The following is a 21,514-nucleotide window of genomic DNA, read 5'->3' as shown; positions in this document are numbered from 1 at the left end:
CATTCTGTCAAATGTCAACGGCCTTGACATTTGATGAAAGCCTATCCTAACCTGAGGTCATTGGGAGGAATACATGAGCGAACAGGCAGTGTTTCGCATTGAGGGCGTGCGCAAATCCTTTGGGCCGGTAACGGTGCTGCAGGGTTTGGACCTCGATCTCAAGGCAGGCGCAGTGACGGTTTTGATGGGTGCCAACGGCGCCGGCAAATCCACGCTCGTGCGCATACTCTCCGGTGTTTACACCCGCGACGCCGGCACGATCACGCTGGCCGGCACGACGTTCGAACCCGCAACGCCCGCCGAGGCGATCCGCGCAGGTGTCGTGACCGTGCACCAGAACATCAACGACGGCGTCGTCGCCGACCTCGATGTCGCGACCAATCTCACGCTCGACCGTCTCAATGGGCGTGGCGCTAGGCTGTTCTTCAGTCCGCGCCGGGTGCGCCGCGAGGCCGCCGCCGTGGCCGCGCGCATGGGTCTCTCCATCGATCTTGCCGCCAATATCAACGACCTGACGCTGGCCGACCGACAGATGGTGGCGATCGCGCGCGCCATGGCGCATGAACCGAGGGTCTTGATCCTCGATGAACCGACCTCGTCCTTGTCGAGTGCGGAGGCCGAGCGCCTGTTCGATCTCGTCGATCGCCTGAAGGCGCGGGGCGTCGCCATTCTCTATATCTCGCACCGCATGTCCGATATCCGCCGCCTTGCCGACAGCATTCTCGCGCTGCGCGATGGGCGCATTACCGGCCGGTTTGAAGGACCCGAGCTCGACTATGAAGGCGCGGTCAACGCGATGCTCGGTCGAAAGGTTTCCGCCGGCGAGGTTGCCGTGCGTGCTGCGGGTCGTCCGGTATTTGGCGTGCGTGGACTGAAATTGTCCGAACACACGCGTCCTTTCGATTTCGAGCTGGGTGACGGAGAGATCGTCGCCGTTACCGGCCTCGTCGGCGTGGGCAAGACCGCGCTCGCCGAAACGCTGTTCGGTGCCCGCGCGCCGGCTGCCGGCGAAATGATGCTCGACGGTCAGCGCTACGCGCCAAAGACCACAAGACACGCGATCTCGCGCGGCGTGTTTCTCGTTGCCAAGGACCGCATGATCAGCGGCATCGTGCCGGATTTCAATATCTACGAAAACATCAGCCTGCCATTCCTGCGGCGCCTTTCATCCCTCGGCATTGCCAGCCGCCGGGCGGAGAGGGCGAAGGCGCGCCGGCAGATTGCCGACCTTGGCGTCGTCTGCCGTGGCGAACGCGATGAGATGCAGACGCTGTCGGGCGGCAATCAGCAGAAGGTCATGGTGGGCCGCTGGCTGTCCGAGCCGTCGCGCCTGCTGATCCTCGACGAACCCTTCCAGGGGGTCGACATCGCCGCCCGTCGCGATATTGGCGAGAAGTTGCGTGCTTCCGTCGCCGGGCGCTCCACCATTCTTTTCCTGACGGAACTCGACGAAGCCTTCGAGGTCGCGGACCGCATCCTGGTGATGTCGGAACAGACCATTGTCGGTGAGCACCGCAATGCGGACATCGATGTCGAGCGGCTGCTCGCCGAGATCGCCGGGCAATTCTATCAACAGGTCAGCGCACGATGATGAGTGAACAGAGCAAATCCGCCGCCAATGGCATTGTCCCGCCAGCCTCTTTGAATATCCGGGAAGCCGCGATCAAATACGGCTTTCTCGTACTGCTTGCCGGCATGGTGCTCTATTTCTCGGCTGTGACCGGCGGCTTCGCCTCGCCGCAGAGCGCGGTCTTCATCCTGCAATCCGTGTCGATCACCGGCATCCTGGCGCTCGGCGTCACGGCAACGCTGGTCGTCGGCGGCTTCGACCTTTCCATCGGCTCGGTCGCCACCACGGCCATGATGGCCTCGTCCTATGTGATGGTGGTGATGGGTGGCGATGCGCTGACGGCGACACTCGTCTGCCTTGCCGTCGGCGTGCTCGTAGGCCTGATCAATGGCATCATCATTGTCTATATGCGCGTGCCGGACCTTCTGGCGACGCTCGGCATGATGTTCCTGCTGCTCGGCCTGCAGCGTATTCCGACCGAGGGGCGCTCGATCGCGGCGGGCATGACGCTGCCCGATGGCTCGACGGCCACCGGCGCCTTCAGCCCGGCCTTCCTGGCGCTCGGCCGCCACCGTTTCGATCTGATCCTGCCTAACCTCGTGCCGGTTTCGGTGGTCGTGCTGATCGTTCTGGCCATCGTCATCTGGTTCTTCCTCGAATATACGAGGTTCGGCCGCATGATGTATGCCGTCGGCTCCAACGAGCGCGCCGCCAGCCTCGCCGGTGCGCCGGTCAATGCCTACAAGATCGCGGCCTACATCATCTCCGGCGTCTTCGCCTCGATTGGCGGCATCCTGCTGGCCGCCCGTCTCGGTCGCGGTGACATCGCCTCAGGCAACAACCTGCTTCTCGATGCCGTCGCGGCGGCCCTCATCGGTTTCGCGGTGCTTGGCGCCGCTAAGCCGAATGCCTTCGGAACGGCCATCGGCGCGCTGTTTGTCGGCATCCTGCTGCAGGGCCTGACGATGATGAACGCACCTTACTACACACAGGATTTCGTCAAGGGCGCCGTGCTCGTCATCGCCCTGATATTCACCTTTGCACTCTCGAAAAGAGGCAAACGCTGAGGCGGGAGGCCTCGGCGGATAACGAAAGTTCACCAGTGGAGGAGATAGACCATGAATATTACGCGTAGAACCCTGGGCAAGATGACGCTTGGGCTGATGGCGGCGACGGCATTTGCCGGACCGTCCCTTGCCGCCGATATGCCGAAGCCGTTCGACAAGCCCGGCGACGTGAAGATCGCGCTCGTGCGCTATCTGTCGACCGGCGACTTCTTCCAGTCCTATCTCGCCGGCGTGGAGGCGCAGGCCAAGGCGCTCGGCGTCCAGCTTCAGGTCTTCGACAGCCGTCAGGACGCAGCCCTGCAGGCCGACATGGTCGACCAGGCCATCGCGCTCGGCGTTCAGGGCATCATCATCCAGCACGGCCTGACGGAATCCATGAAGGAAGCGGCCCAGCGCGCCGTCGACGCCGGCATCAAGGTCGTCGCCTTCGACGTCAATGTCGAGAACGACAAGATCCCGCAGGTCGAGCAGTCCGACCGCGACCTCGCCCGCCTAGCCCTCGAGCAGGCCGTCAAGGACAATGGCGAGAGCTTCAAGGCCGGCTATGTCTACGTGGCAGGCATCGCGCCTCTCGACCGCCGCGACGAGACCTGGAAGGAGTTCAAGGCCAAGTATTCCGGCATCAACGAGGCCGCCCAGTTCGGCACGATGGACAATCCGATCGCCAACTCCGTCGCCAACCAGGCGCGTTCGGTCATCTCCGCCAACCCGGACATCACCGTGATGTTCGCGCCCTATGACGAGTTCGCCAAGGGCGTGAAGATCGCCGTCGACGAAGCCGGCCTGTCGTCCAGCGTCAAGATCTACTCGGCCGACATCTCGACCTCCGACATTGCTGCCATGCGCGAACCCGGTTCCGCCTGGGTAGCCACGGCGGCGACGAACCCGGCGGTTGTCGGCCAGGTTTCCGTGCGCTCGCTCGCCATGCTGCTGGCCGGCGAAGATCCGGGCAAGCAGGTCATCGTGCCCCCGACGCTGATCACCCAGAAGGATCTCAACGATCAGGACATCAAGAACATGGAAGAGCTCGGCGTGAAGCTGCCGCAGTTTGCCCATGCCGATGTCGCCATGCCGGCATGGATGCCGAAGCCCTGATCTTGCATTGGGAATGAAGAAGGGGCGGTCCATCGGGCCGCCCCTTTTTGCATGTCTGGTCAGTTCGGCATTTGCGGCCTGGACAAAAACGGGGCGGTTTGCCGCCCCGTTTGAAGATCAGCGCAGTGCCGCGGCGATATTGCCGCCGTCGACGGTGGTGACATCGGCGGTCGTGCGTTCGGCGAGCGCGTGATGCACGAAGGCGCGGGCCACGTCCTCGGCCGTCACCTCGAGGCCGAGCAGGTTGCCGCCCATGTACTCCTTGACGGAAAGGCCGCGGGCGGCCGCACGGTTGGCAATCATCTCGTCGTTGAGCAGGCCGGAGCGGATCCGGTCGGCATTGACGGCATTGACCCGGATATGGTCCGCGCCATGTTCAAGCGCATACTGGCGCGACAGGAACAGCGTCGCTGCCTTCGGCAGGCCATAGGCGCCGAATTTCGCGCCGGGATTGACCGCCTGCTTCGAGGCGTTGAACAAAAGCACGCCGCCGGTCTTCTGCGCCTTCATCACGCGCACCGCATTCTGCGCCACCGTCTGGTGGGCGAAGAAATTGAGTTCGAAGCTCTTGCGCAGCAGCGCGTCGTCCATCGTGGCGATCGGGCTCTCCCAGGCTGCGCCGGCATTGGAGACGACAATGTCGACGCCGCCGAACGTGGCAATCGTCTTGTCGAAGGCCGCGCGCACGGAGGTAGGATCGGTGATGTCGCAGGCGATGCCGATCGAACTGTTGCCGGCCGATTTGGCGACAGCCGCCGCCTTGTCGCCATCGAGATCCAGCGCCACGACATGCGCGCCCTCCGCCGCGAATGCCTTGACGATGGCCGCGCCGATGGCACCGGCTCCACCGGTGACGATGGCAACCTGGCCGGTGAACGGCTTCGGCTTCGCACCGGCCAGCTTTGCCTGTTCCAGTGACCAGTATTCGAGATCGAAAAGGTCGGGCCGGCTCACCGGCTCGAAGCGACCGATCGATTCGGCATCACGTGCCGCCTCGATCCACATTTCGCCGACATCGACCGCGATGGTGGCATCCTTGACGGTCCGGCCATGACCAAACATGCCGAGACCCGGCATCAGGGTGAGGCGGGGCATGGGATCGAGCATGATGCGCTTGACGTCGTCACGGGCATCATTGCTGCGGAAATACTCGGTATAATCGGCGGCGAAGGTTGCGACCTGTTCATCGATGACGGCGCGGTAGCCGGCGAGGTCGTCCTTGGCCGGTGCCGGCAGGACCATCGGACCCGTCTTGATGCGAATCGAGAGATCGGGCGTGGACACGCCGCGAGCCGCCATGTCCTTGACTTCGGCCGCGTTGACGAAGTCGAGAATGGCCGGTGAGGAGCGGAACACGCTGACCATGCGATCGTAGCGGCCTTCGCCCTTGTCGACGGCAACCGCGCCCCGCAGCAGCGGGGCAATCTCGATCACGCTGGCGAGTTCCTTCGGAAGCGTGACTGGAGTGAAGGGATTGCGGCCGTTGTTCCTGACGTGATCCTCCGCAACCGTGACGTAGTGGATCATCCGGTCATAGGCCTCCTTGGCGGTGTCGCCGAAGGTAAAGATGCCGTGTTTGTCGAGGATCAGCCCTTCGACCGTCGGATCCTGTTCGAACACTTCCGCCGCCGCCTTGGCGAGGGCGAAGCCGGGCATGATGTAGGGTACGAAGCCCATTTTGGTGCCGAAGAGTCCGGCGCTCATTTCACGGCTCTTCGCCTGGTCGGCGATGGCGAGAATGGCGGTCGAATGGGTGTGGTCGACGAACTTGTGCGGCAGGAAAGCGTGCAGCAGCGCCTCCACGGACGGGTTCGGCGCGGCCGGGTCGATCAGATTGGCGCGCAACAGCGCCACCATGTCCTCGTCGGAGAGCTTGTCGAGCCTGCGGCTCTTCAGCAGCGAACCGATCTTGACCGCGGGTAGACCCGCCGGCTCGATCGTGCCCATGTCCCAGCCGCTGCCCTTGACGCAGAGAACCGCATGCGTGTCGCCGACCAGGTCGGTCATCTCGGTCTTGACGGAGGTATTGCCGCCGCCATGCAGCACAAGGCGCGGCTCACCGCCGAGCAGGCGCGTGGTGTAGGTGCGCAGCGCCAGGTCGCGGTTGACGCCTTTCGCGGCATAGCTTGCAACGACCTTTTCCGCCTCGTCGTCGCGCCAGAGATTTTCCATTGTGTTTTGCCTCCCGATATACCGGCCCGGCCGGCATCGGCGGACCAAATCCTTGGGTTCAAGCCTCGCTCGAACCGCCCTTTCCGAGCCCCTCGCGGTTCCAGTGTTCCAGAACCCTTCGCGCCATCGAGGTGGTGATGACCAGATGCGAGGCAAAGCCCCCTTTCAGCGCCGCGATCAGCGGCTCGAACTTGTTGTCTTCCTGAACGACGAGCATCCGCTTCTTGATCGCCCGGATGGAATCGAGATCGGCGGAGATGCAGCGTCGATTGTGCGCGCAATCCATCCAACGGCCGTCGCGGTCGATGAGTTGTCCGGCTATGACGCCGGCCGCTCCCATTTCGCCCATTTCGTGCATGTCCTGCGCCGACAGGGCTCCGCATTTGACCAGGTGGCTGTCTTCCTCGATGCCGCCGACGGAGTAGAGGGCCAACTGGCAATCGGAAATGGCGGCGAGCTGCTCCCGGATGACGGGCTCGCCGCGGAGCTCTTCGGCCAGGCGCTCCGACGACAGCACGAGCGGTGCGTAGAAGTTGATGCCTTCCGCATTGAGCCGGCGGGCGATTTCCGTCGTGCATTGATCGGGACGATAGGAGTAGGGTGCGCCGAGATTGCCGCAGAGCTGGACGACGGTGACGCCGCGCAGATCCGCGAAGGGCATTACGTCGGCGATGTGGTAGACGGTGCGGCCCCAGGCCACGCCCACCCGCTCGCCCTTGTTGATCAGTTCGAGGAAGACGGAGGCGGCAACGACCGGCATTTCGGCGGTGGGATCCATGGCCTGCCGGTCCTCCGGCACGATCCATGCCGTCGTCAACCCGGTTGCGTCCTCCAGTTCCCTGGCAAGCACGTCATCTGAGAAAAGTTCCGAGGATGTGGTGATGGTGACAATGCCCATCTCGCGCGCGCGGCGCAGATACATGGCAACCGATGCGCGGGAAATTTCCAGCCTTTGGGCCACCTCGTCCTGGCGCAAGCCGTGCGTGTAGTAGAGCCAGGCGGCCTTGTGAATGATCTGATCGGCGGCGCGGATCGGCATGAGGTTCCTTTGCGGGTGGTTTCTGACATAATTCACCAGCGCTGACAAAAGTCAACGAAATGCTCTCGGTTCGCATGTTAATTGTCAGGAAACAGTAGTCAGCAAGAATGGGTTCTGTCGCACTTTACTGAAGGGGGATGGTTAGTCGCGCCGATCAATTGGGGCAGCAATAGATCGCGTTACGCGAACTGTCATCCTAGCCTTACCGCAACAATTGGTTTCGGCCCTACGGCAGCCCAAAATTCAAAACACCAATCAGCCGCCTCGGCCTGACCGGGTATAACCTCTTGATGAGGGCTCCTATCGCAAGCTGGCGCTCCAGTCTTACGTTGACCGACGTATCGGCGAAGTCGTCTATGTCCTTGGCGAGCGTTAGTTTGGCGGCGGTCATCTGGTATGTAATTGAGCGAGCCTGTTTCTCGGCGATCTCCTAGTGCAGCTGGTCACCGACCGTGCCTGGCGGCCGGTGCTGTCGCTTGATTCCGGAGGCCAAGTCTGCGGCAAATGCGCGTGCTGTTTGCGCCGAAACAAAGTAGCTCACCCCTTCTTAAGGATAACCTAGAAGTGGGGAGGAGATAAGTTCATGTTTGCTAAGGCTACTGTTACGACCGCTTTTGAATGGATAACCGCACGGTGGCGACGTTGCCAAGCCGGGGCCCGGGCTCGACATGAGCTGTTGAATCTGCCCACGAGTGAACTCGACGCCATTGCCGCCAGCTGCGAGCTTTCCGCCGAGCATTTCATCGAAGTTGTGAGCCGTGGCCCAAATGCTGCTGACGAACTTGCGATTGTGATGAAGTCGCTTGGTGTCAAGTATGTCCCATCACGTTTCGGAGGGCAGAGCATACTGAATCGCATGAAGGTTACCTGCGCAGATTGTAATAGGAAGCCGACCTGTCGCGCCAGTATTCGCAATGATACAATAGCGCGGGATTATCATGCCTATTGTAACAACGCGGATGCAATAGGCCTGTTGAAACGAAGATCTAAGTCGTTTCTTGATTGTCGGAACTAGCCGGACCGGGGCGAATAGGTTCGCTTAGAACGCTTCTGCAAGCCGAAGGGCCTGTATTCGACGCTGGGCTATCTCAGTCCGGTGGAATTTGAAAACAAGGTGGGGTTAGGTTGGCTCGGTGTACGGAAGACCGGAAGCAGAACAGTACATGTGCTCTAGGTATCGAGCCAAAAGGGGAGTAGCAGTATGACTGCCATCGGGAAGATTGCCACGAGGCTGGAGCGCCAGTCGCAACTAATGAGTATGATGATGGATCGGCTAGGTGTCAAACAGGAGTTGGCAGCGAAGGAACAGTTCGGGCAGAGCATGGCGCGGGCGGTGAGAAGCTGCATCTTTTGTCGCCAAAGCGACTTATGCGAGGCATGGTTGTCGGAGTGCAATGGCCAACCTGCTGCCGGACCTGAGTTCTGCGACAACAGGCACTTCTTCGGCAACCACAGCTAATGGCCTCGGTCTGGACGAGTGCAGCCTGCTTCGAGCCCCGCCGCTCTATCTGGGGCAGAGGCGGGCCGCCCCCTTGGGCGGAGAGACGATATTGCGGAGGTTCGAATTCTACCACGTTCGGTAGGGTTAGGACGACATTCGGGATTGCCAAATCTGCGATCGCATCCCGTAGCGATTCTCTAGTCTCGGTTGGTAAGTTGTTCGCTGAGGACGCCATGGGTCAGGCCCATGGCTCTCTGTTAGGACGGCGCTTTGACCGCCCTATCATGGCGTTGAATAGGCGCGGTCGACCAATGTGGTGTTCGCGGTTGCTCTATTAGGCAGCATCGCATTCCTGGAACCGGCCTTGACCGTACCATCGTCCTTACCGGACGATCATCGCTGATCTGATTTAACCAAGGTATCGGCGTAATCACGCGATCTCACTCGGCTCTTGCGATGACCAGTGGAACGGTGCGCCGGAGATCCACATCGCGTGAAAGATCACGGCATGCTTTCGGGCGACAGCCACCCAACTTTTAGATAGCCGCCACGCCGGGCGAGGCATATTCCCCAGCTCTTCAAAGGGGAGAACTGTGGAATACGTGTCTTCAGCGCATTGGCTGCCCCATCAGCGTTGATCTCGTCGCCATTTCTGTGCCCCTTTTTCAAGCTTGACCGTCGTGTCGATCCCGAGAAATGGGTCGAGTATCGACCGATTCGTCACGATGTCGGCGAGCGTGTATTTGTCAAGAACGGCCAGGAACGCAGCGAGCGCCTCGTGCAGCAAGTTTTTGAGATGGCGAGTCCGTGCCGTTGAGCACGGTCGGCCTTGGTTGTGAATGAATTCGCCGAGTGAAGATGTCTCCTCGATCGCGCGAACCAGCGTACCGAGGCCAATCTCTCCAGGTGGTCTGGCCAGCTGGATGCCGCCCGCGTGGCCATGGGTCGTATCGATGAAACCGAGATCGCGTAAGATCTGGACTACCGTGAGACAGTGATTGCAAGGTAGCTTACAAGCTTCGGCGACTTCGTTGACCGTGCATACCCGATCCAGTCGCGTTGCCAGATAGATCAGCATTCGCAACGCGTAGTCGGTGTGAAGCGTCATTCGCATGCAACATCCATCGCAAATAGGACACAGGCCTTAATTGTGATAGCCACTGAGAACTGAACCGCCAGGTCAGTTCTCAGTGGCTATCAACACGCCGCATATGACCGCGGCATCGTGTCCGCCTTCCTGCATCAGTGCCAGCAGATGCTCGCCGGTTTCGATCGTGGTGCCCATCGCATTCTCGGTGTCGCCAGTGGTAGTCGATTTTGCTGGAGACGGGATTTGAGTTCTTTGCGTGAAGACAAAGACCCAGCTCTCAACTGCCGCATTGTAGCTGCTGATCCATGGAAGGGGAACCAAGCATATGAAATCGGCAAATGGAAAGAACTCCGTCGTGGACGCGTCTTCGGGTGAGATCTGCCCTGACTGGGATCCTCGCAGCGCTGAGGTCCAGATCGACCAGATCCGTGCCTATGACCAGATGCGCGAAGCCTGTCCGGTTGCCTACAGCGAATATCTCGGTTGGTCCCTTTTCCGCCATGCCGATATTCTGCAAATTCTCACTGATCACGAAACGTTCAGCAATGTCGTGTCACGGCATCCTTCGCTGCCCAACGGCATGGATCCTCCGCAACACACAGTCTATCGACGGATGATCGATCCCTATTTTACCCGGGAACGGGTCGAAGCCTTCGAACCCGAATGTCGGCGGATCGTCGGCGATCTTCTAGGGGCGCTCGGGAATACCCCCTCCTTCGAGGTCATGGCTGGTCTCGCCGAGCCCTATGCGGTCAGAATCCAGTGCGGTTTTCTCGGCTGGCCGGCGTCCCTGCATGAGCCATTACTTCTGTGGGTGCGGAAGAATCGCGAAGCCACGCTTGCGCGCGATACCGACGCCATGGCAGCCATAGCGCTTGAGTTCGACTGGCATATCCGCTCCGAGCTCAAATGGCGAGAAGAGGCCGGTGACGCCGCGCCGGACGATATCACCTCCAGCCTAGTCCGCAAGACGGTGGACGGCAAGCGGATCGATCACGGCGAGATCGTGAGCATCCTGCGTAACTGGACGGTGGGGGAACTGGGTACGATTGCGGCCTGCGTCGGCATCATCGTGCATTTTCTTGCCGAAAACCCCGAGGTTCAAAGGCGGCTACGCCTCGACCGGACGGGCCTTTCACCGGCAATCGAGGAGATCCTGCGTCTGCACGGACCGCTGATATCGAATCGGCGAACGGCGCTAAGGCCCGTAGTGATCGGCGGGCGTCGGATCGAGGCTGGGGAACGGATAACGGTAATCTGGACGTCGGCCAATCGCGACGCCCTGGCATTCGAGGCTGCTGAACGGTATTGTCCCATGCGCGACCAAGGGCCAAATCTGCTTTACGGCGCGGGCATCCACATTTGTCCGGGTGCTGCCTTGGCCAGGATGCAGTTAAGAGTGATGATCGATGAAGTGCTGAATAGGATCGGGCCGTTCGCGCTCCTGACGGGCACGGAGCCATTGCGTGCGGTCTATCCCGCAAGCGGCTTCGCCTCGGTCTCTCTGCAGATCGACCGATAGGGGCATTTGGGCAAGAGCAGATAGGAATTGTCGGAGGGAAAGCCACGCCACCGAGCGCGCGTCGGGTTCTCGGCCGCAATGGCCCCAAACCTTAGCACCGCTGACCGAAACGGGGACGCGAGAGGGCAGACCGCTTTCTCTCGCGTCCCGCAGGGTTCTGTTACCGCTCTATGCCGCTATGCACGCCGGCTTCGGTAAATGTTGCCATGCCAAGGTGGCATCTCAGCGCGGCTCTTCCCAAGAGGGTGGCCAAGACTCCCCCGGTTCCCTCGCCCAATCGCAAATCAAGATCGAGAAGCGGTCGCAATCCAAGATGGGCGAGAAGCCGCCGATGCCCGGGCTCCATCGAGCTGTGACCGACCATGCAGTGCGCCAGGCTTCCTGGTCCGCTGCAGTGTAGCGCGAGGGCGGCTGCCGAACAGATGAAACCATCGAGCATGACGGGTATGGCAAGCAGGCGCGCCGCGACAATCGATCCGGCCATCGCGGCGATCTCGCGTCCGCCCAGGATGCGCAAGGCGTCCAGCCCGTCGCTTATGGCGTTTCCATGCAGTCTAACGGCCTCGGAGACAACCTCGATCTTGCGCTCTACCGTTCCGGTCGAGATCCCGGACCCTCGCCCGCACCAGTCCGCCGGGTTGCCGCCCAGAAGGGCGAAGCATATGGCCGAGGCAGCAGTGGTGTTGCCGATGCCCATCTCGCCGGGGCAAAGCACGCTGGCGCCCGGTCGAACCGCATGCATCCCGGACTGGAATGCTTCGAGGAACTCGCCCTCGGTCATGGCCGGGGCATGTAGGAAGTTGTTGACGGGACGAGCCAGCTCGAGCGGCACGACGGTCACCTTGGCGCCGAGTTCGGCACTCAACTGATTGATAGCCGCTCCGCCGCGCTCGAAGTTCTGCACCATCTGCTCGGTGACAACCGGAGGATAGGCCGACACACCGGTTTCTGCCACGCCGTGATTGCCCGCGAAAACGCACACTTGCGGATCATCCATGACAGGGGGATAGCGTCCTTGCCAGCGGGCCAGCCACGCGACGATTTCTTCGAGCCTGCCGAGGCTTCCCGGCGGCTTTGTCAATATCTCCTCTCGCGCTGCCGCTGCGCCTGCTGCGTGTTCGTTTCCGGGCGGCAGGTCCTGCAGCATTCGGCGCAGGGCTGAGAGGTCTTTTATGGGTGCAAGGGACTGTTGCCTTGTCGGAAGGCTGTTTGGGTCAGACATACGGGTCCTCCACGTGACACCGAAGCTCGCATGAGCAATTGCCCCGCCCTTTGCCATCGGACGGTTTCAGGATGTGGCAACGCGTCTTCTGACTTCCAGCTTGACCGGGTGCAGGCACCTTCCCATCCGGCAAGCGGACAGTGGCGGCCAATGCCTCCTGACACACGTATCTGGTTACAGCGGCGGGACCGCCCCGGATTCTCACCGGGTTCCGTTAGTTGCAACAGGTTTCGTAGGGCATGCACTCCCGACCGACAATCCGAAGGGTGATTTTGATCAGGCGGCAGACGACCTTTTCCGGCGAAATCTCGTGAGTGCTTGCGCTGGCTCAAAGAAGCGGCTGTCAAGTCCGCCTCCTATGAACGAAGTTTGAGGCCGCTGGCTTGGACTGGTAATTCCAGCCTCCTCTTAACGACGCTACTTTGCGGTCACTGAAGGTCTTCGACGATGAACCTGATGGTGTCCCCAGAACACCGTGTGGTATCCTGGCCAATCGAGGACAATCGGCGGAAAAACGCGGCAGCGATGGAAATCTTCCCAATCGGCACGATCCTCACGGCTTCTGATTGCGCCGATGAACCAGTCTACCATATCCACCAGGGATGCATTGTGCATAGCCGGCTTACGGCCAACGGCATTGCACAGGTCGTTGAAGTCTATGGTCTGGGCCGTATCTTTGTCCATCCCAGTAGGCGGAGCTTAGCCGAAGTGCGCATAGAATGCCGGTGCGAGGTGCTCAGCCTTCGCAAGCGCGCCCGCATGATTCACGAAGCTCTCGTCGAAAACCTTGACCGTTCCCACCGGCATGCCGCACTCTTATGCGGAAAGACGGCCGTTCTAAGGATCGCCAGGTTCTTATGGATCTTGCCTGCAACTCGGTGCTGACCCGATTTCACGCAGGACGCTCAGTCTGCCACTCACGCGGACCGAGATCGGCGATTGGCTCGGGTTGAGAGGTAAGACCGTCTCCCTCGTCTTCAGCCTTTAGATCCGGCGGAAGGCTATCTCCCTTGATAGCCATCGCCGCCTTTGCGCCAAGAACTGGCAAACGCTTTCCTTCATCGCCGATGGTGTCGACCGGTGCATTGGCAGGGCGAGTGCCCTATGGGTCATGTGACGGACATGTTTGGTTCGCCCAATTCCACAGGTCAACAAGATGTGGAGGTCCTCCGTCGTCATACGATCATCGTCGTGACAGGTCTGGGGATGCTTCACGTCGCCTTCCCGCGTCGCGGTCGGATTCGGCTCTTACACGCTGGCAGGCATTTGCTTGCCTGCTCCATCTCGGGGTCGCAGTGGCATCGTTGTGGGTCTGCTGGCGCATCTATCTCTTCGGCTGGGACGCAAGCCTTATTCGGCCGGGCCCCACCCTTGGCGCAAACCTTCGTGTCGCGCATCGCCCAAGGTGGAAAAACGGTCCATCACATAACCGACAACGTCACTGCCGCAGCACACCGCCATGCATTCGAAGGCGTCGCACAACCAGTTGCAGTCCGGGTCATCCTGTCGGCAATCGAGGATACTTCTCTTAGAAGGACGCGTGCTATGCGGACGGGTTCGGCGCAGGCCCTCGGCTGAAGGGGCGTATTCTCCACTGCTCTTCACGATTATTCTCTCCTTGCACGATCGCGTGGCCGTCAGCCGGCGAAACGAGGAAAAAGCACGTTGTTCTCCAGATGCATATGCTCCACGAGATCTTCCGAGAACTTCTTCGCGCTGGTGTAAAGAGCACGCCACGAATTGCAGGCGCCATCCGGCAAAGTATAACCGCCTGTGACATGTTCGAGTGCGGCCACATGCCGGGCCTCCACGTCATGCTCATGGCGCATCTGCGCGATCGGTTGTGTCAGCACCGCCTTGTCGTTCCGCTCCATCAAGGGGAATAGAACAGCCTCTTCGCGGCTCATATGGCCCTCGAGATCGGCGTGGATGTGCTCCAGAAGATCGGCGAGGCCTACAGGGGCTTGAGGATGGGCACCATGAACACGCTCGACTTTCTGTGCAAGCGGGATCAGCCATGCCAGTTCACTGCGATGTGTTTCGTGGTAGCGGCTGCGCAGGTGGTTGATCAGTTCCACCGTTCCCTCCGGAGCCTCTCGATGACTGGCAAGCATCAGCGTCTTCAACTCCGTCAGCAGCGCGTCGGGCGAGAGGCCGGCTTTTTCTGCGGCTGTGTCGATCCGTTCAGCGCCGCCGCAGCAGAAGCTTATCCCGTGGCGACGGAACAGGTCGGCTGCTCCTGGCACTGTCGTTGCGACCTTTCCGACTGTCTGGCTGAAATCGATATCCGTCATGGCCGTTCCTTTGTTCATGGACTTATCGAGCCTTCAGGCTGGATCATGTCGGTGAACTTGCGGGCGTTTCCTCGTCTGGTCGTTGCGCCGTCGCAAACACGGCGCAACGGCCGGACGTCACCAGCGCGATGCGGATCGACAACGGTCGGCGCGCGAGAACTCGAGGTCTGTCAGCGGCAAGTTCCCTTCTACGACTATCTACCTTTGGTGAAAGCCGTGAGGCAGGCCGGCAGGTTGAGCTATGTCCCCTTTTGCCCAGAACGGCGGCGGGGAGCATTCTCATGACCATTCTAACGTTGGCAGGGCCGTTGTCCGGGACAGCCTTGCATCAAGGCCCAATAAACTTTCTATAATGATTATAAAGAGATAAAAGTTGATAAAATGATTCATGTTTGATGTGGAGCAAATAAGTCAACTTATCGCGCCGATAAACCAAAAAGCCAACTATCCCCATTTGCAGCCAAGCAGGGCTTGTCGGTTTCATGACAATAGACTTCGCACCGTATTTTGCAAACGTCACCAATGACCCCCTGTCGAGGGCCTTCACCGCGAGAAGGGCGGTCATGCCGTTTCGGGGCAAAAGGCGGGTGGAATCCGATATGGTCCCGTCTCGTTGGCAGGAGATGCTCGCGAATCATGTCGACGGGTCATTTGGGAGAGGTCGGCTCGCTTATGTCCACATACCCTTCTGCGCCAATCACTGCCTGTTCTGCGGCTTCTATCGCAACGCTTATACAGCACTTGCGGTCGGCGAATATGTTGATTTGCTAATGCGAGATATCGAGCGGGAAGCGCAGTATGCGGCGACGCAGAGTGAGGAGATCACTGCGATCTATCTCGGTGGTGGCACCCCAAGTGCGCTCACGGCAGCCGAATTGTCACGATTGTTGCTGACGCTGCGCCGCCATCTGCCTGTAGCGGACGGCTGCGAGATAACGGTCGAGGGCCGGATCATCCATTTCGACGACGAGAAGGTCGTCGCGTGCCTGGAGGCGGGGGCGAACCGCTTCTCGATTGGCGTCCAAAGCTTCGATACCGAGGTTCGTCGCCGTCAGGGGCGGCGCGCGAGCCGGGAGGAAGCGATCACCTTCCTTGAGCGGCTGAAGCGGCATGACGGCGCGGCGGTTGTGATCGACCTAATATATGGCCTGCCCGGCCAGTCGCTCGATGTCTGGCAGCGTGACCTCGCCACCGCAGCAGCCATCGCGCCGGACGGAATCGATCTCTATGGTCTCAACCTCATTCCCGGCACGCCGCTCTTCGCCGCGATCCAGGCTGGCAAATTCGTAACCGCGCCCAGCCTTGCCGATCTCGGACGATATTACCGCATCGGCAGCGACTTCCTGAACGAACGATCATGGCGGCAGGTTAGCAACAATCACTGGGCACGAACGCCGTTGGAGCGCAATCGCTACAACCGGATGATCAAGGAGGGAGCGGATTGCCTGGCTTACGGCTCGGGTGCCGGTGGAACACTGGGCAATCTGAGTTTCGGACTGATGGGGGAGTTGTCGAAATTCTCGGAAGCTGTCTTGGCGGGTCAGAAGCCCATCGGCATGCTTGCCTCGTCGGATAGCCTGCGCCCTCTGAGAAATCTGATTATCGGAGACCTTGAGATGGGCAGGCTCGACCTGCCGGCCCTTGATCAAGCCGCAGGGCAAGCCTTTAGCTCAGACTTGCACCCATTGCTGGAGCAGTGGTCCTCTGCCGGCCTGCTGACCCGATCGGGGTCGGCGATCGATCTCACCGTCGCCGGCCGCTTTTGGTACGCCAACCTTATCACCGCACTCCACGACTTCATCGAAGCAAGGGTACTGCCGGAAAGCGCAGCCGCCTGACGTTTGTCCCAGCAAGGAGAGGATAGGCCATGAGCCTGACACAACATACAACGCATACGACGGAAACGATAAGGGATGCGATCCTGGCTAAACCTGACGGGATTCTGGAGCATCTGGCGGAGGAGCATGGTGTTTCGCTCAGGGCGGTCATTGATTGCCTGCCCGACGATAGCGCCACGGCGGTAGCCGGCTCTCGCTTCATCGACATCCTGAGTGATGTTGCCGACTGGGGCGACATCACCTTCATCTGCCATTCGAAGGATGCCGTCGTCGAATTCTGCGGCCCGTTTCCGAAGGGGGGCATGGGCCATGGCATGTATAATCTTCAGGGTGCCAAGACCGGCCTGAGCGGTCATCTGCGGCCGGAGCGTTGCGCCGCGATCTACTTCGTTCGTCGACCGTTCATGGGCCTCGAAACAATGTCGATCCAGTTCTTCAACGCTGATGGCCAGGCCATGTTCAAGATCTATGTCGGTCGTGACGAGCAGCGTCAGCTGCGAGCCGATCAGGTGGACCGTTTCGTGCGGCTGCGTGCAGAGATGGTGACCACTGATGCGTCATGAAACGTCGCCATTGATCATTGCCGGGGCAAGCCGGGGGGTCGGATTCATGCTTGCCCAACAGGAAAGCACAATCAGGCGTCCGGTCGTGGCTTTGGTGCGCCCTTCGTCCGACGTCGCCCAATTGCGGGAGGCCGGCATTGCAATCGTACCAGGAGACGCGTTGTCACCGGATGACGCGGCCCGTCTCTTTGAGGAGTGCCGTAGCGATTGCGACGTCGTGTCCATGATCGGTGGTATCTCTGCCGACGGACGCAGGGCGGACGACGAGGGAAACATCAATCTCATCAATGCAGCGGTTAAGGCGGGGATACGCGGACGGTTCTTGCTCGTCACATCGATCGGTTGCGGGGATATGGCGCCCTTCCGCTCAGAGCGGGCAATCGCAGCATTCGGGGCTGCAGTTGATGCGAAGACCCGGGCAGAAGACTATCTGCGCGTGAGCGGCCTTTCGTGGACGATCCTGCGTCCCGGCGGTCTGAGATCGGAGCCGGGCACCGGCCGAGGTGTTCTCTCGACGGATCCCGCACTACACGGATTCATCAACCGGTTCGACGTCGCGCAGTTGTCGCAACGCATCCTGCGGGATCCCGCCACGATCGGCAGGGCTTTCGCCGCAGTCGATCAGGACGCCGCGCACAGCGTCAATCCTCTTGACCCATTTCCACTCCAACTTTCGTAAGGCGTGCCATGCCAGCCAATATCCTGATGGTTATCCTGATCGCACTGCCTCAAGGCGGTGTGTCGGCCAGTTTCGTCAATGTCGACGCTCTTGAAGAATGCGAGTCGCGTTTGGGGCGGATTAGACCTGTCCTCGAACAGGCGAGCGACACGCTTTTGCATGCTGGCTGCCATTTGAGCACGGCCCAATTCTCGTTGTTCGATCACGATCCACCGGTCGATGCGCCGCGATTCCCTTACGAGATCACGATCAAGGGTGCATCCGCAGAGGTCCGGCGACTCGCGGAGGGTGATGATTGCGATAGCTCGGGCGCGAACCGAGGTGAGATGGCTTTCGCGCTTTGCGCCACCTCCACGCAGGAACTCATCTCAACCGGGCAATAGCCGGGACGCTGGCGACTTTAATCCTCGTTTTTCATCAGGGAGACATTTCATGAATTCTTCAAGGACGAATCTAGACTCTGGGCCCGGAGGTAGAGGCGGATGGCGGGCCTGCTTCTTCTTAACCTGCTCTCTTCTGGCGTTGGAGCCGGCTCTGGCCGATGAGGACGGCACGACTTGGCTCGACACCATCACCGTGGTGGGTACGAAGACTGCGCGATCCGTCAAAGACAATCCGCGATCCGTAACAGTTGTCACCGCCAAAGATATCGAACGTGAAACCACCAGCGGAATTGCCGAACTGCTCAGGGATGTCCCAGGTGTTGAGGTTGCGGACGACTCCGTTGCCGGGATGAAGCGGTTGCGGATTCGTGGTGAGAGTTCTCGGCGGGTGACAATCCTCGTGGACGGCCAGGAAATCACCGATCACAGCACTTATGGCACGCCCCTTCTGATCGACCCGGCGACCGTCGAGCGCATCGAGGTGGTTCGTGGTCCCTCGTCGGTCCTCTACGGCGCAAAGGCAATCGGAGGCGTGGTCAACATCACCACCAAGGGCGGCGCTGAGAAGCCGATAGAAGTCGAGGCCGGAGGTTCTTATTCCTCGGCTTCCGATGGTTGGCAGAGCTGGGCTGCGGTGTCGGGAAGCAAGAACAGCGTTGACTACCGATTGTCTGGTTCCTTCGATGAAAACGGTGACCGCACGGTCCCCAACGGGCAGTATTCCTCCACCGGGGAACTGGACGGCACGTCCTACAGTAGCGACAATCTCTACGGCCATCTCGGCTATCGCTTCGGAGAGAAAGAGAACCATTATCTCGCCTTGAAATTCGAGCAGCATCGATTGGAGAGCGAGGGGTGGCCGGGCGAATTGTCGTCCTCTGTCGAGGCCTTCAAGATCGACCTGCCCAAGAGAGACAGGCGCAAGGTCGGGCTTTACTATGATGGTGATGAGATCAGCGACACGATCGCCAAGATCCATGCTGACATCTTCTATCAGACCATTGACCGGCTGTTTGTCAACGATGTCACCACGTCGGCAGGCACGGGCCGGACAGTAGCTGTGACATCGACGTCCGAAGATACGATCACGGACTATGGTCTGAACGCACAGATTGATCTCGACGTCAGCGACGGCCATCACACAATTGTAGGGTTGCAGTATCTCTCTGACAACCTTGAGACGGACAAGACTTCCGACATTACGATGACGGGATATGCTCCCTTCCCGGTCACGGTAAGCAGCAGTTCCTTCGATGAGGCCCACATCAATACCTATTCCGTCTATCTGCAGGACGAGTGGCAATTGACAGATACGGTAATGCTGACTGCCGGTACCCGTCTTTATCACAGTCAGATTGGTCTGGATGAAACCACCGTGGCGGCTCGCAGCGATTTCGATGACCAGACCGACACACGGCTGTTGTCTTCGCTCGGCGCGACCTGGAAGCCGGTCGAGACTACGACGCTTCGCGCCAGCTATTCGCAAGGCTACATCACACCGACGCTTCTGCAGATGTTCAGTTCGACAACTGCTGGCGGACAGGGCACGACCTACGGCAATCCAGAACTGGACCCGGAGCAGTCACAGAATTTCGAGATCGGCGCACGCTATGAGAATGCTGGCTTTGCACTTGATGCGGCGGCCTTCTATTCGATGGCCAAGGATTACATCACGACGACGCGGTGCGTGGCGGTGACGACCTATTGCTTGACTACTGGAACCGCCTCGTCTCCATCATCGATCTATGTCAACGCGGACGAGGCCAATACATTCGGCATTGAATTGCTTGCCGAGTATGAGCTCCAAGACAGTGGTTTTACCCCGTACGTCAGCGGTACCTGGATCCGACGAGAACTCGAATACGCCGACTTCACGACCTATAACAGCGACACGCCGGCACTGTCCGGCCGCGTAGGCCTTCGTTACGAAGGCGCGTGGCAGGATCACCCGATCTGGGCCGATCTTTTTGTCCGCGTCGCCAGCGAAGACAAGCAGACCTACCAGAGTGGAACGAGCCTGGTGACCGAAACGCTTCCCGGCTGGGGAACGCTGAACTTTGCATTCGGCGGTAACCTCGGCGAGGACAACAACGTGACCTATGCTGTTCGCTTCAACAACATCTTCAACGAGGAGTACCGCCCTTCGTTCGGAGAATTGCCCGGCTACGGTCGGAGCATTGAGGTGTCGGCGCGCGTGGCCTTCTGACACACATACGGAACTTCGGCATCCCGAGTATAAGCGGGCTCGGGATGATCCTTTCGCGCGCCAGGAGCTGGCGCTCCACGGCACACTCGATTGCTCACGGGGCAATGTGCCGTACCAACAGGTATACCTTCCAATAATTGTCCAGATTTGCGCTGACGCAAAGATCTGGAGTGTCGCAACTGATAGGCATTCGCAACTGACGCTTCGCGCCTGACGCGTCACTGCTACTCCATTCAACGCAAGAGAACTTTCACAAAAGGAAACCGCCATGAACATGCGCAAGCCGGTCCTCATCCTTCTGCTTTCCTCGACCTTCCTGGCGCCGTGCGCGGCCAGTGCAGCGGACGATGCGGAAAGCCGGGGGCTTGCGAATGTCAAACAGTTCACGCTGGATCACAATCGCCGGCTGGTGGCCCAGGCCGAACTGCTGGAGGCCGCCGTCGCTGACTATGCCGGCGTGATCGCCGGTCACGGCGGTGACTACGAGAAAGCCTGGGAGGCCGATGGCGCGCGCCTCTCCCGTCAGATCGCCGCAATTCGCACTCTGTGGCTGGAGACCTCGAACCAGTACGAGACGATCGAGGGCATCGTCGCCGGCATTCCTTCGACGGCAAAATACGATCTGATCCTCGATGCCGGCAATTCAGGTTCGGAAGCCGAGGATGTCGCGGAATACGACCTGAAGCTGCCTGACGGAACGGTGCTTCAGCGTCCGGGCAATCTGTTCCACGGCATCACCGAACCGCTGTTCTGGGGCATGGACGAGAAGGGTGTGAAGCTGCCGGTCGATCTCGACGCGGACGGCAAGATCATTCGGGGCGAAATGCTGTTCGACGCCAATCTCGGCCAGGGTGCCGCCCAGGCGCTCGTCCAATGGGCAAAGGCGCTCGAGACCGACATGTCGGCCTGGGCTCCCAATCGCCAGGATGCCTTCACCTCGGTCGTCGTCATGACGCCGACGGTCGGCGACTATTTCGGCGAGTGGAAGGAATCGCAATTCATCACCGGCGAGATCGGCGCCTTCGTCGCCCAGAGCCGGCTCACCGACGTGCAAGGCATCATGAACGGTTGCCGCAAGATGTATTCCGAGGCGATCTCGCCGGTGGTGGCGGCCGCCGACGCGGACCTCGATCAGCGGATCACGGCCGGTTTCAAGGAACTGCTGACGCTGGTCGACGACACGCATGCGCGCGAGGCCGCCGGGGCCAAATTCGGAGTTGAGGAAGCGGACGCGCTCGGCAACGAGGCGCAGGATATCGCCGACAGGATCGTCGCCATGATCCTGCAGGCGGCAGCGAAGTCCGGCGTGACGATCAACGGTTGACCAGGCGAT

General features: G+C 60.2%; 17 protein-coding genes and 1 riboswitch. Of the genes, 11 read left to right on the top strand and 6 right to left on the bottom strand.

What is annotated here, in order from left to right:
• Positions 1 to 73: 73 nt before the first annotated feature.
• From HHL25_RS19060 to HHL25_RS19050, 3 genes are read left to right on the top strand one after another with little or no spacing between them, the layout of a single operon-like run.
• The gene (locus HHL25_RS19060; RefSeq protein WP_169594654.1) at positions 74 to 1,591 is read left to right on the top strand and encodes a sugar ABC transporter ATP-binding protein; all 1,518 of its coding nucleotides are present in this window, start codon (positions 74 to 76) and stop codon (positions 1,589 to 1,591) included.
• Positions 1,588 to 2,637, top strand: a complete 1,050-nt coding sequence (locus HHL25_RS19055) for an ABC transporter permease (RefSeq protein ID WP_205927931.1) — start codon at positions 1,588 to 1,590, stop codon at positions 2,635 to 2,637. The genes HHL25_RS19060 and HHL25_RS19055 overlap by 4 nt, the downstream gene beginning before the upstream one ends.
• 51 nt (positions 2,638 to 2,688) lie before the next feature.
• Positions 2,689 to 3,732: a substrate-binding domain-containing protein gene (locus HHL25_RS19050; protein ID WP_169594652.1), complete on the top strand. Its 1,044-nt coding sequence runs from the start codon at positions 2,689 to 2,691 to the stop codon at positions 3,730 to 3,732.
• 117 nt (positions 3,733 to 3,849) lie between these two features.
• Here the strand turns inward: HHL25_RS19050 and HHL25_RS19045 are convergent, their stop codons facing one another.
• Positions 3,850 to 5,904, bottom strand: coding sequence for a bifunctional aldolase/short-chain dehydrogenase (locus HHL25_RS19045; RefSeq protein WP_169594650.1), 2,055 nt, complete (start codon positions 5,902 to 5,904; stop codon positions 3,850 to 3,852).
• Positions 5,905 to 5,962: 58 nt separating this feature from the next.
• Positions 5,963 to 6,943, bottom strand: a complete 981-nt coding sequence (locus HHL25_RS19040; protein ID WP_169594648.1) for a sugar-binding transcriptional regulator — start codon at positions 6,941 to 6,943, stop codon at positions 5,963 to 5,965.
• 1,201 nt (positions 6,944 to 8,144) lie between these two features.
• On the opposite strand from HHL25_RS19040, the gene HHL25_RS23785 reads away from it, so the two are divergent.
• On the top strand, positions 8,145 to 8,402 hold the full coding sequence (locus HHL25_RS23785; protein ID WP_390624528.1) for a DUF6455 family protein: 258 nt from the start codon (positions 8,145 to 8,147) through the stop codon (positions 8,400 to 8,402).
• 610 nt (positions 8,403 to 9,012) lie between these two features.
• On the opposite strand, the gene HHL25_RS19035 is transcribed toward HHL25_RS23785, so the two are convergent.
• Positions 9,013 to 9,492: an RrF2 family transcriptional regulator gene (locus tag HHL25_RS19035; protein ID WP_169594646.1), complete on the bottom strand. Its 480-nt coding sequence runs from the start codon at positions 9,490 to 9,492 to the stop codon at positions 9,013 to 9,015.
• Between the two features lie 307 nt (positions 9,493 to 9,799).
• Between HHL25_RS19035 and HHL25_RS19030 the strand changes: the two genes are divergently transcribed.
• Positions 9,800 to 10,996, top strand: coding sequence for a cytochrome P450 (locus HHL25_RS19030; protein ID WP_169594644.1), 1,197 nt, complete (start codon positions 9,800 to 9,802; stop codon positions 10,994 to 10,996).
• Positions 10,997 to 11,156: 160 nt separating this feature from the next.
• On the opposite strand, the gene cobT is transcribed toward HHL25_RS19030, so the two are convergent.
• The 3 genes from cobT to HHL25_RS19015 all read right to left on the bottom strand — a co-directional run bounded on the left by cobT (position 11,157) and on the right by HHL25_RS19015 (position 15,077).
• Entirely contained in the window at positions 11,157 to 12,218 is a 1,062-nt protein-coding gene (cobT, locus tag HHL25_RS19025) for a nicotinate-nucleotide--dimethylbenzimidazole phosphoribosyltransferase (protein WP_169594642.1), read from the bottom strand.
• Between the two features lie 83 nt (positions 12,219 to 12,301).
• A riboswitch (cobalamin riboswitch) is annotated at positions 12,302 to 12,431 on the bottom strand.
• Between the two features lie 1,424 nt (positions 12,432 to 13,855).
• A complete protein-coding gene (ric, locus tag HHL25_RS19020; RefSeq protein ID WP_169594640.1) occupies positions 13,856 to 14,512 on the bottom strand; it encodes an iron-sulfur cluster repair di-iron protein in 657 nt (218 codons plus the stop codon).
• 328 nt (positions 14,513 to 14,840) lie between these two features.
• The gene (locus HHL25_RS19015) at positions 14,841 to 15,077 is read right to left on the bottom strand and encodes a hypothetical protein (RefSeq protein WP_169594558.1); all 237 of its coding nucleotides are present in this window, start codon (positions 15,075 to 15,077) and stop codon (positions 14,841 to 14,843) included.
• On the opposite strand from HHL25_RS19015, the gene hutW reads away from it, so the two are divergent.
• The 6 genes from hutW (at position 15,076) to HHL25_RS18985 (ending at position 21,505) form a co-directional block, all read left to right on the top strand.
• Positions 15,076 to 16,350, top strand: a complete 1,275-nt coding sequence (gene hutW / locus HHL25_RS19010) for a heme anaerobic degradation radical SAM methyltransferase ChuW/HutW (protein WP_246701896.1) — start codon at positions 15,076 to 15,078, stop codon at positions 16,348 to 16,350. The two genes, HHL25_RS19015 and hutW, sit on opposite strands and share 2 nt — an antisense overlap.
• Before the next feature lie 29 nt (positions 16,351 to 16,379).
• Positions 16,380 to 16,913 (top strand): heme utilization cystosolic carrier protein HutX, encoded by a 534-nt coding sequence (gene hutX, locus HHL25_RS19005; protein WP_169594636.1) that lies wholly within the window; start codon positions 16,380 to 16,382, stop codon positions 16,911 to 16,913.
• The gene (locus tag HHL25_RS19000; protein WP_169594634.1) at positions 16,903 to 17,592 is read left to right on the top strand and encodes an NAD(P)H-binding protein; all 690 of its coding nucleotides are present in this window, start codon (positions 16,903 to 16,905) and stop codon (positions 17,590 to 17,592) included. Before hutX ends, HHL25_RS19000 begins: the two co-directional genes overlap by 11 nt.
• An 8-nt stretch (positions 17,593 to 17,600) precedes the next feature.
• Positions 17,601 to 17,975, top strand: a complete 375-nt coding sequence (locus tag HHL25_RS18995; RefSeq protein ID WP_169594632.1) for a hypothetical protein — start codon at positions 17,601 to 17,603, stop codon at positions 17,973 to 17,975.
• Between the two features lie 49 nt (positions 17,976 to 18,024).
• Positions 18,025 to 20,181, top strand: coding sequence for a TonB-dependent receptor plug domain-containing protein (locus HHL25_RS18990; RefSeq protein WP_169594630.1), 2,157 nt, complete (start codon positions 18,025 to 18,027; stop codon positions 20,179 to 20,181).
• A gap of 268 nt (positions 20,182 to 20,449) precedes the next feature.
• Positions 20,450 to 21,505 carry an imelysin family protein gene (locus tag HHL25_RS18985; RefSeq protein ID WP_169594628.1) on the top strand — a complete coding sequence of 352 codons (1,056 nt, stop codon included), beginning with the start codon at positions 20,450 to 20,452 and terminating at the stop codon, positions 21,503 to 21,505.
• Positions 21,506 to 21,514: the final 9 nt, after the last annotated feature.

Origin of the sequence: Rhizobium terricola (assembly GCF_012927355.1) — a bacterium.
GTDB classification, from domain to species: Bacteria; Pseudomonadota; Alphaproteobacteria; order Rhizobiales; family Rhizobiaceae; genus Allorhizobium; species Allorhizobium terricola.
This window is presented reverse-complemented; position numbering and strand designations above follow the sequence as displayed.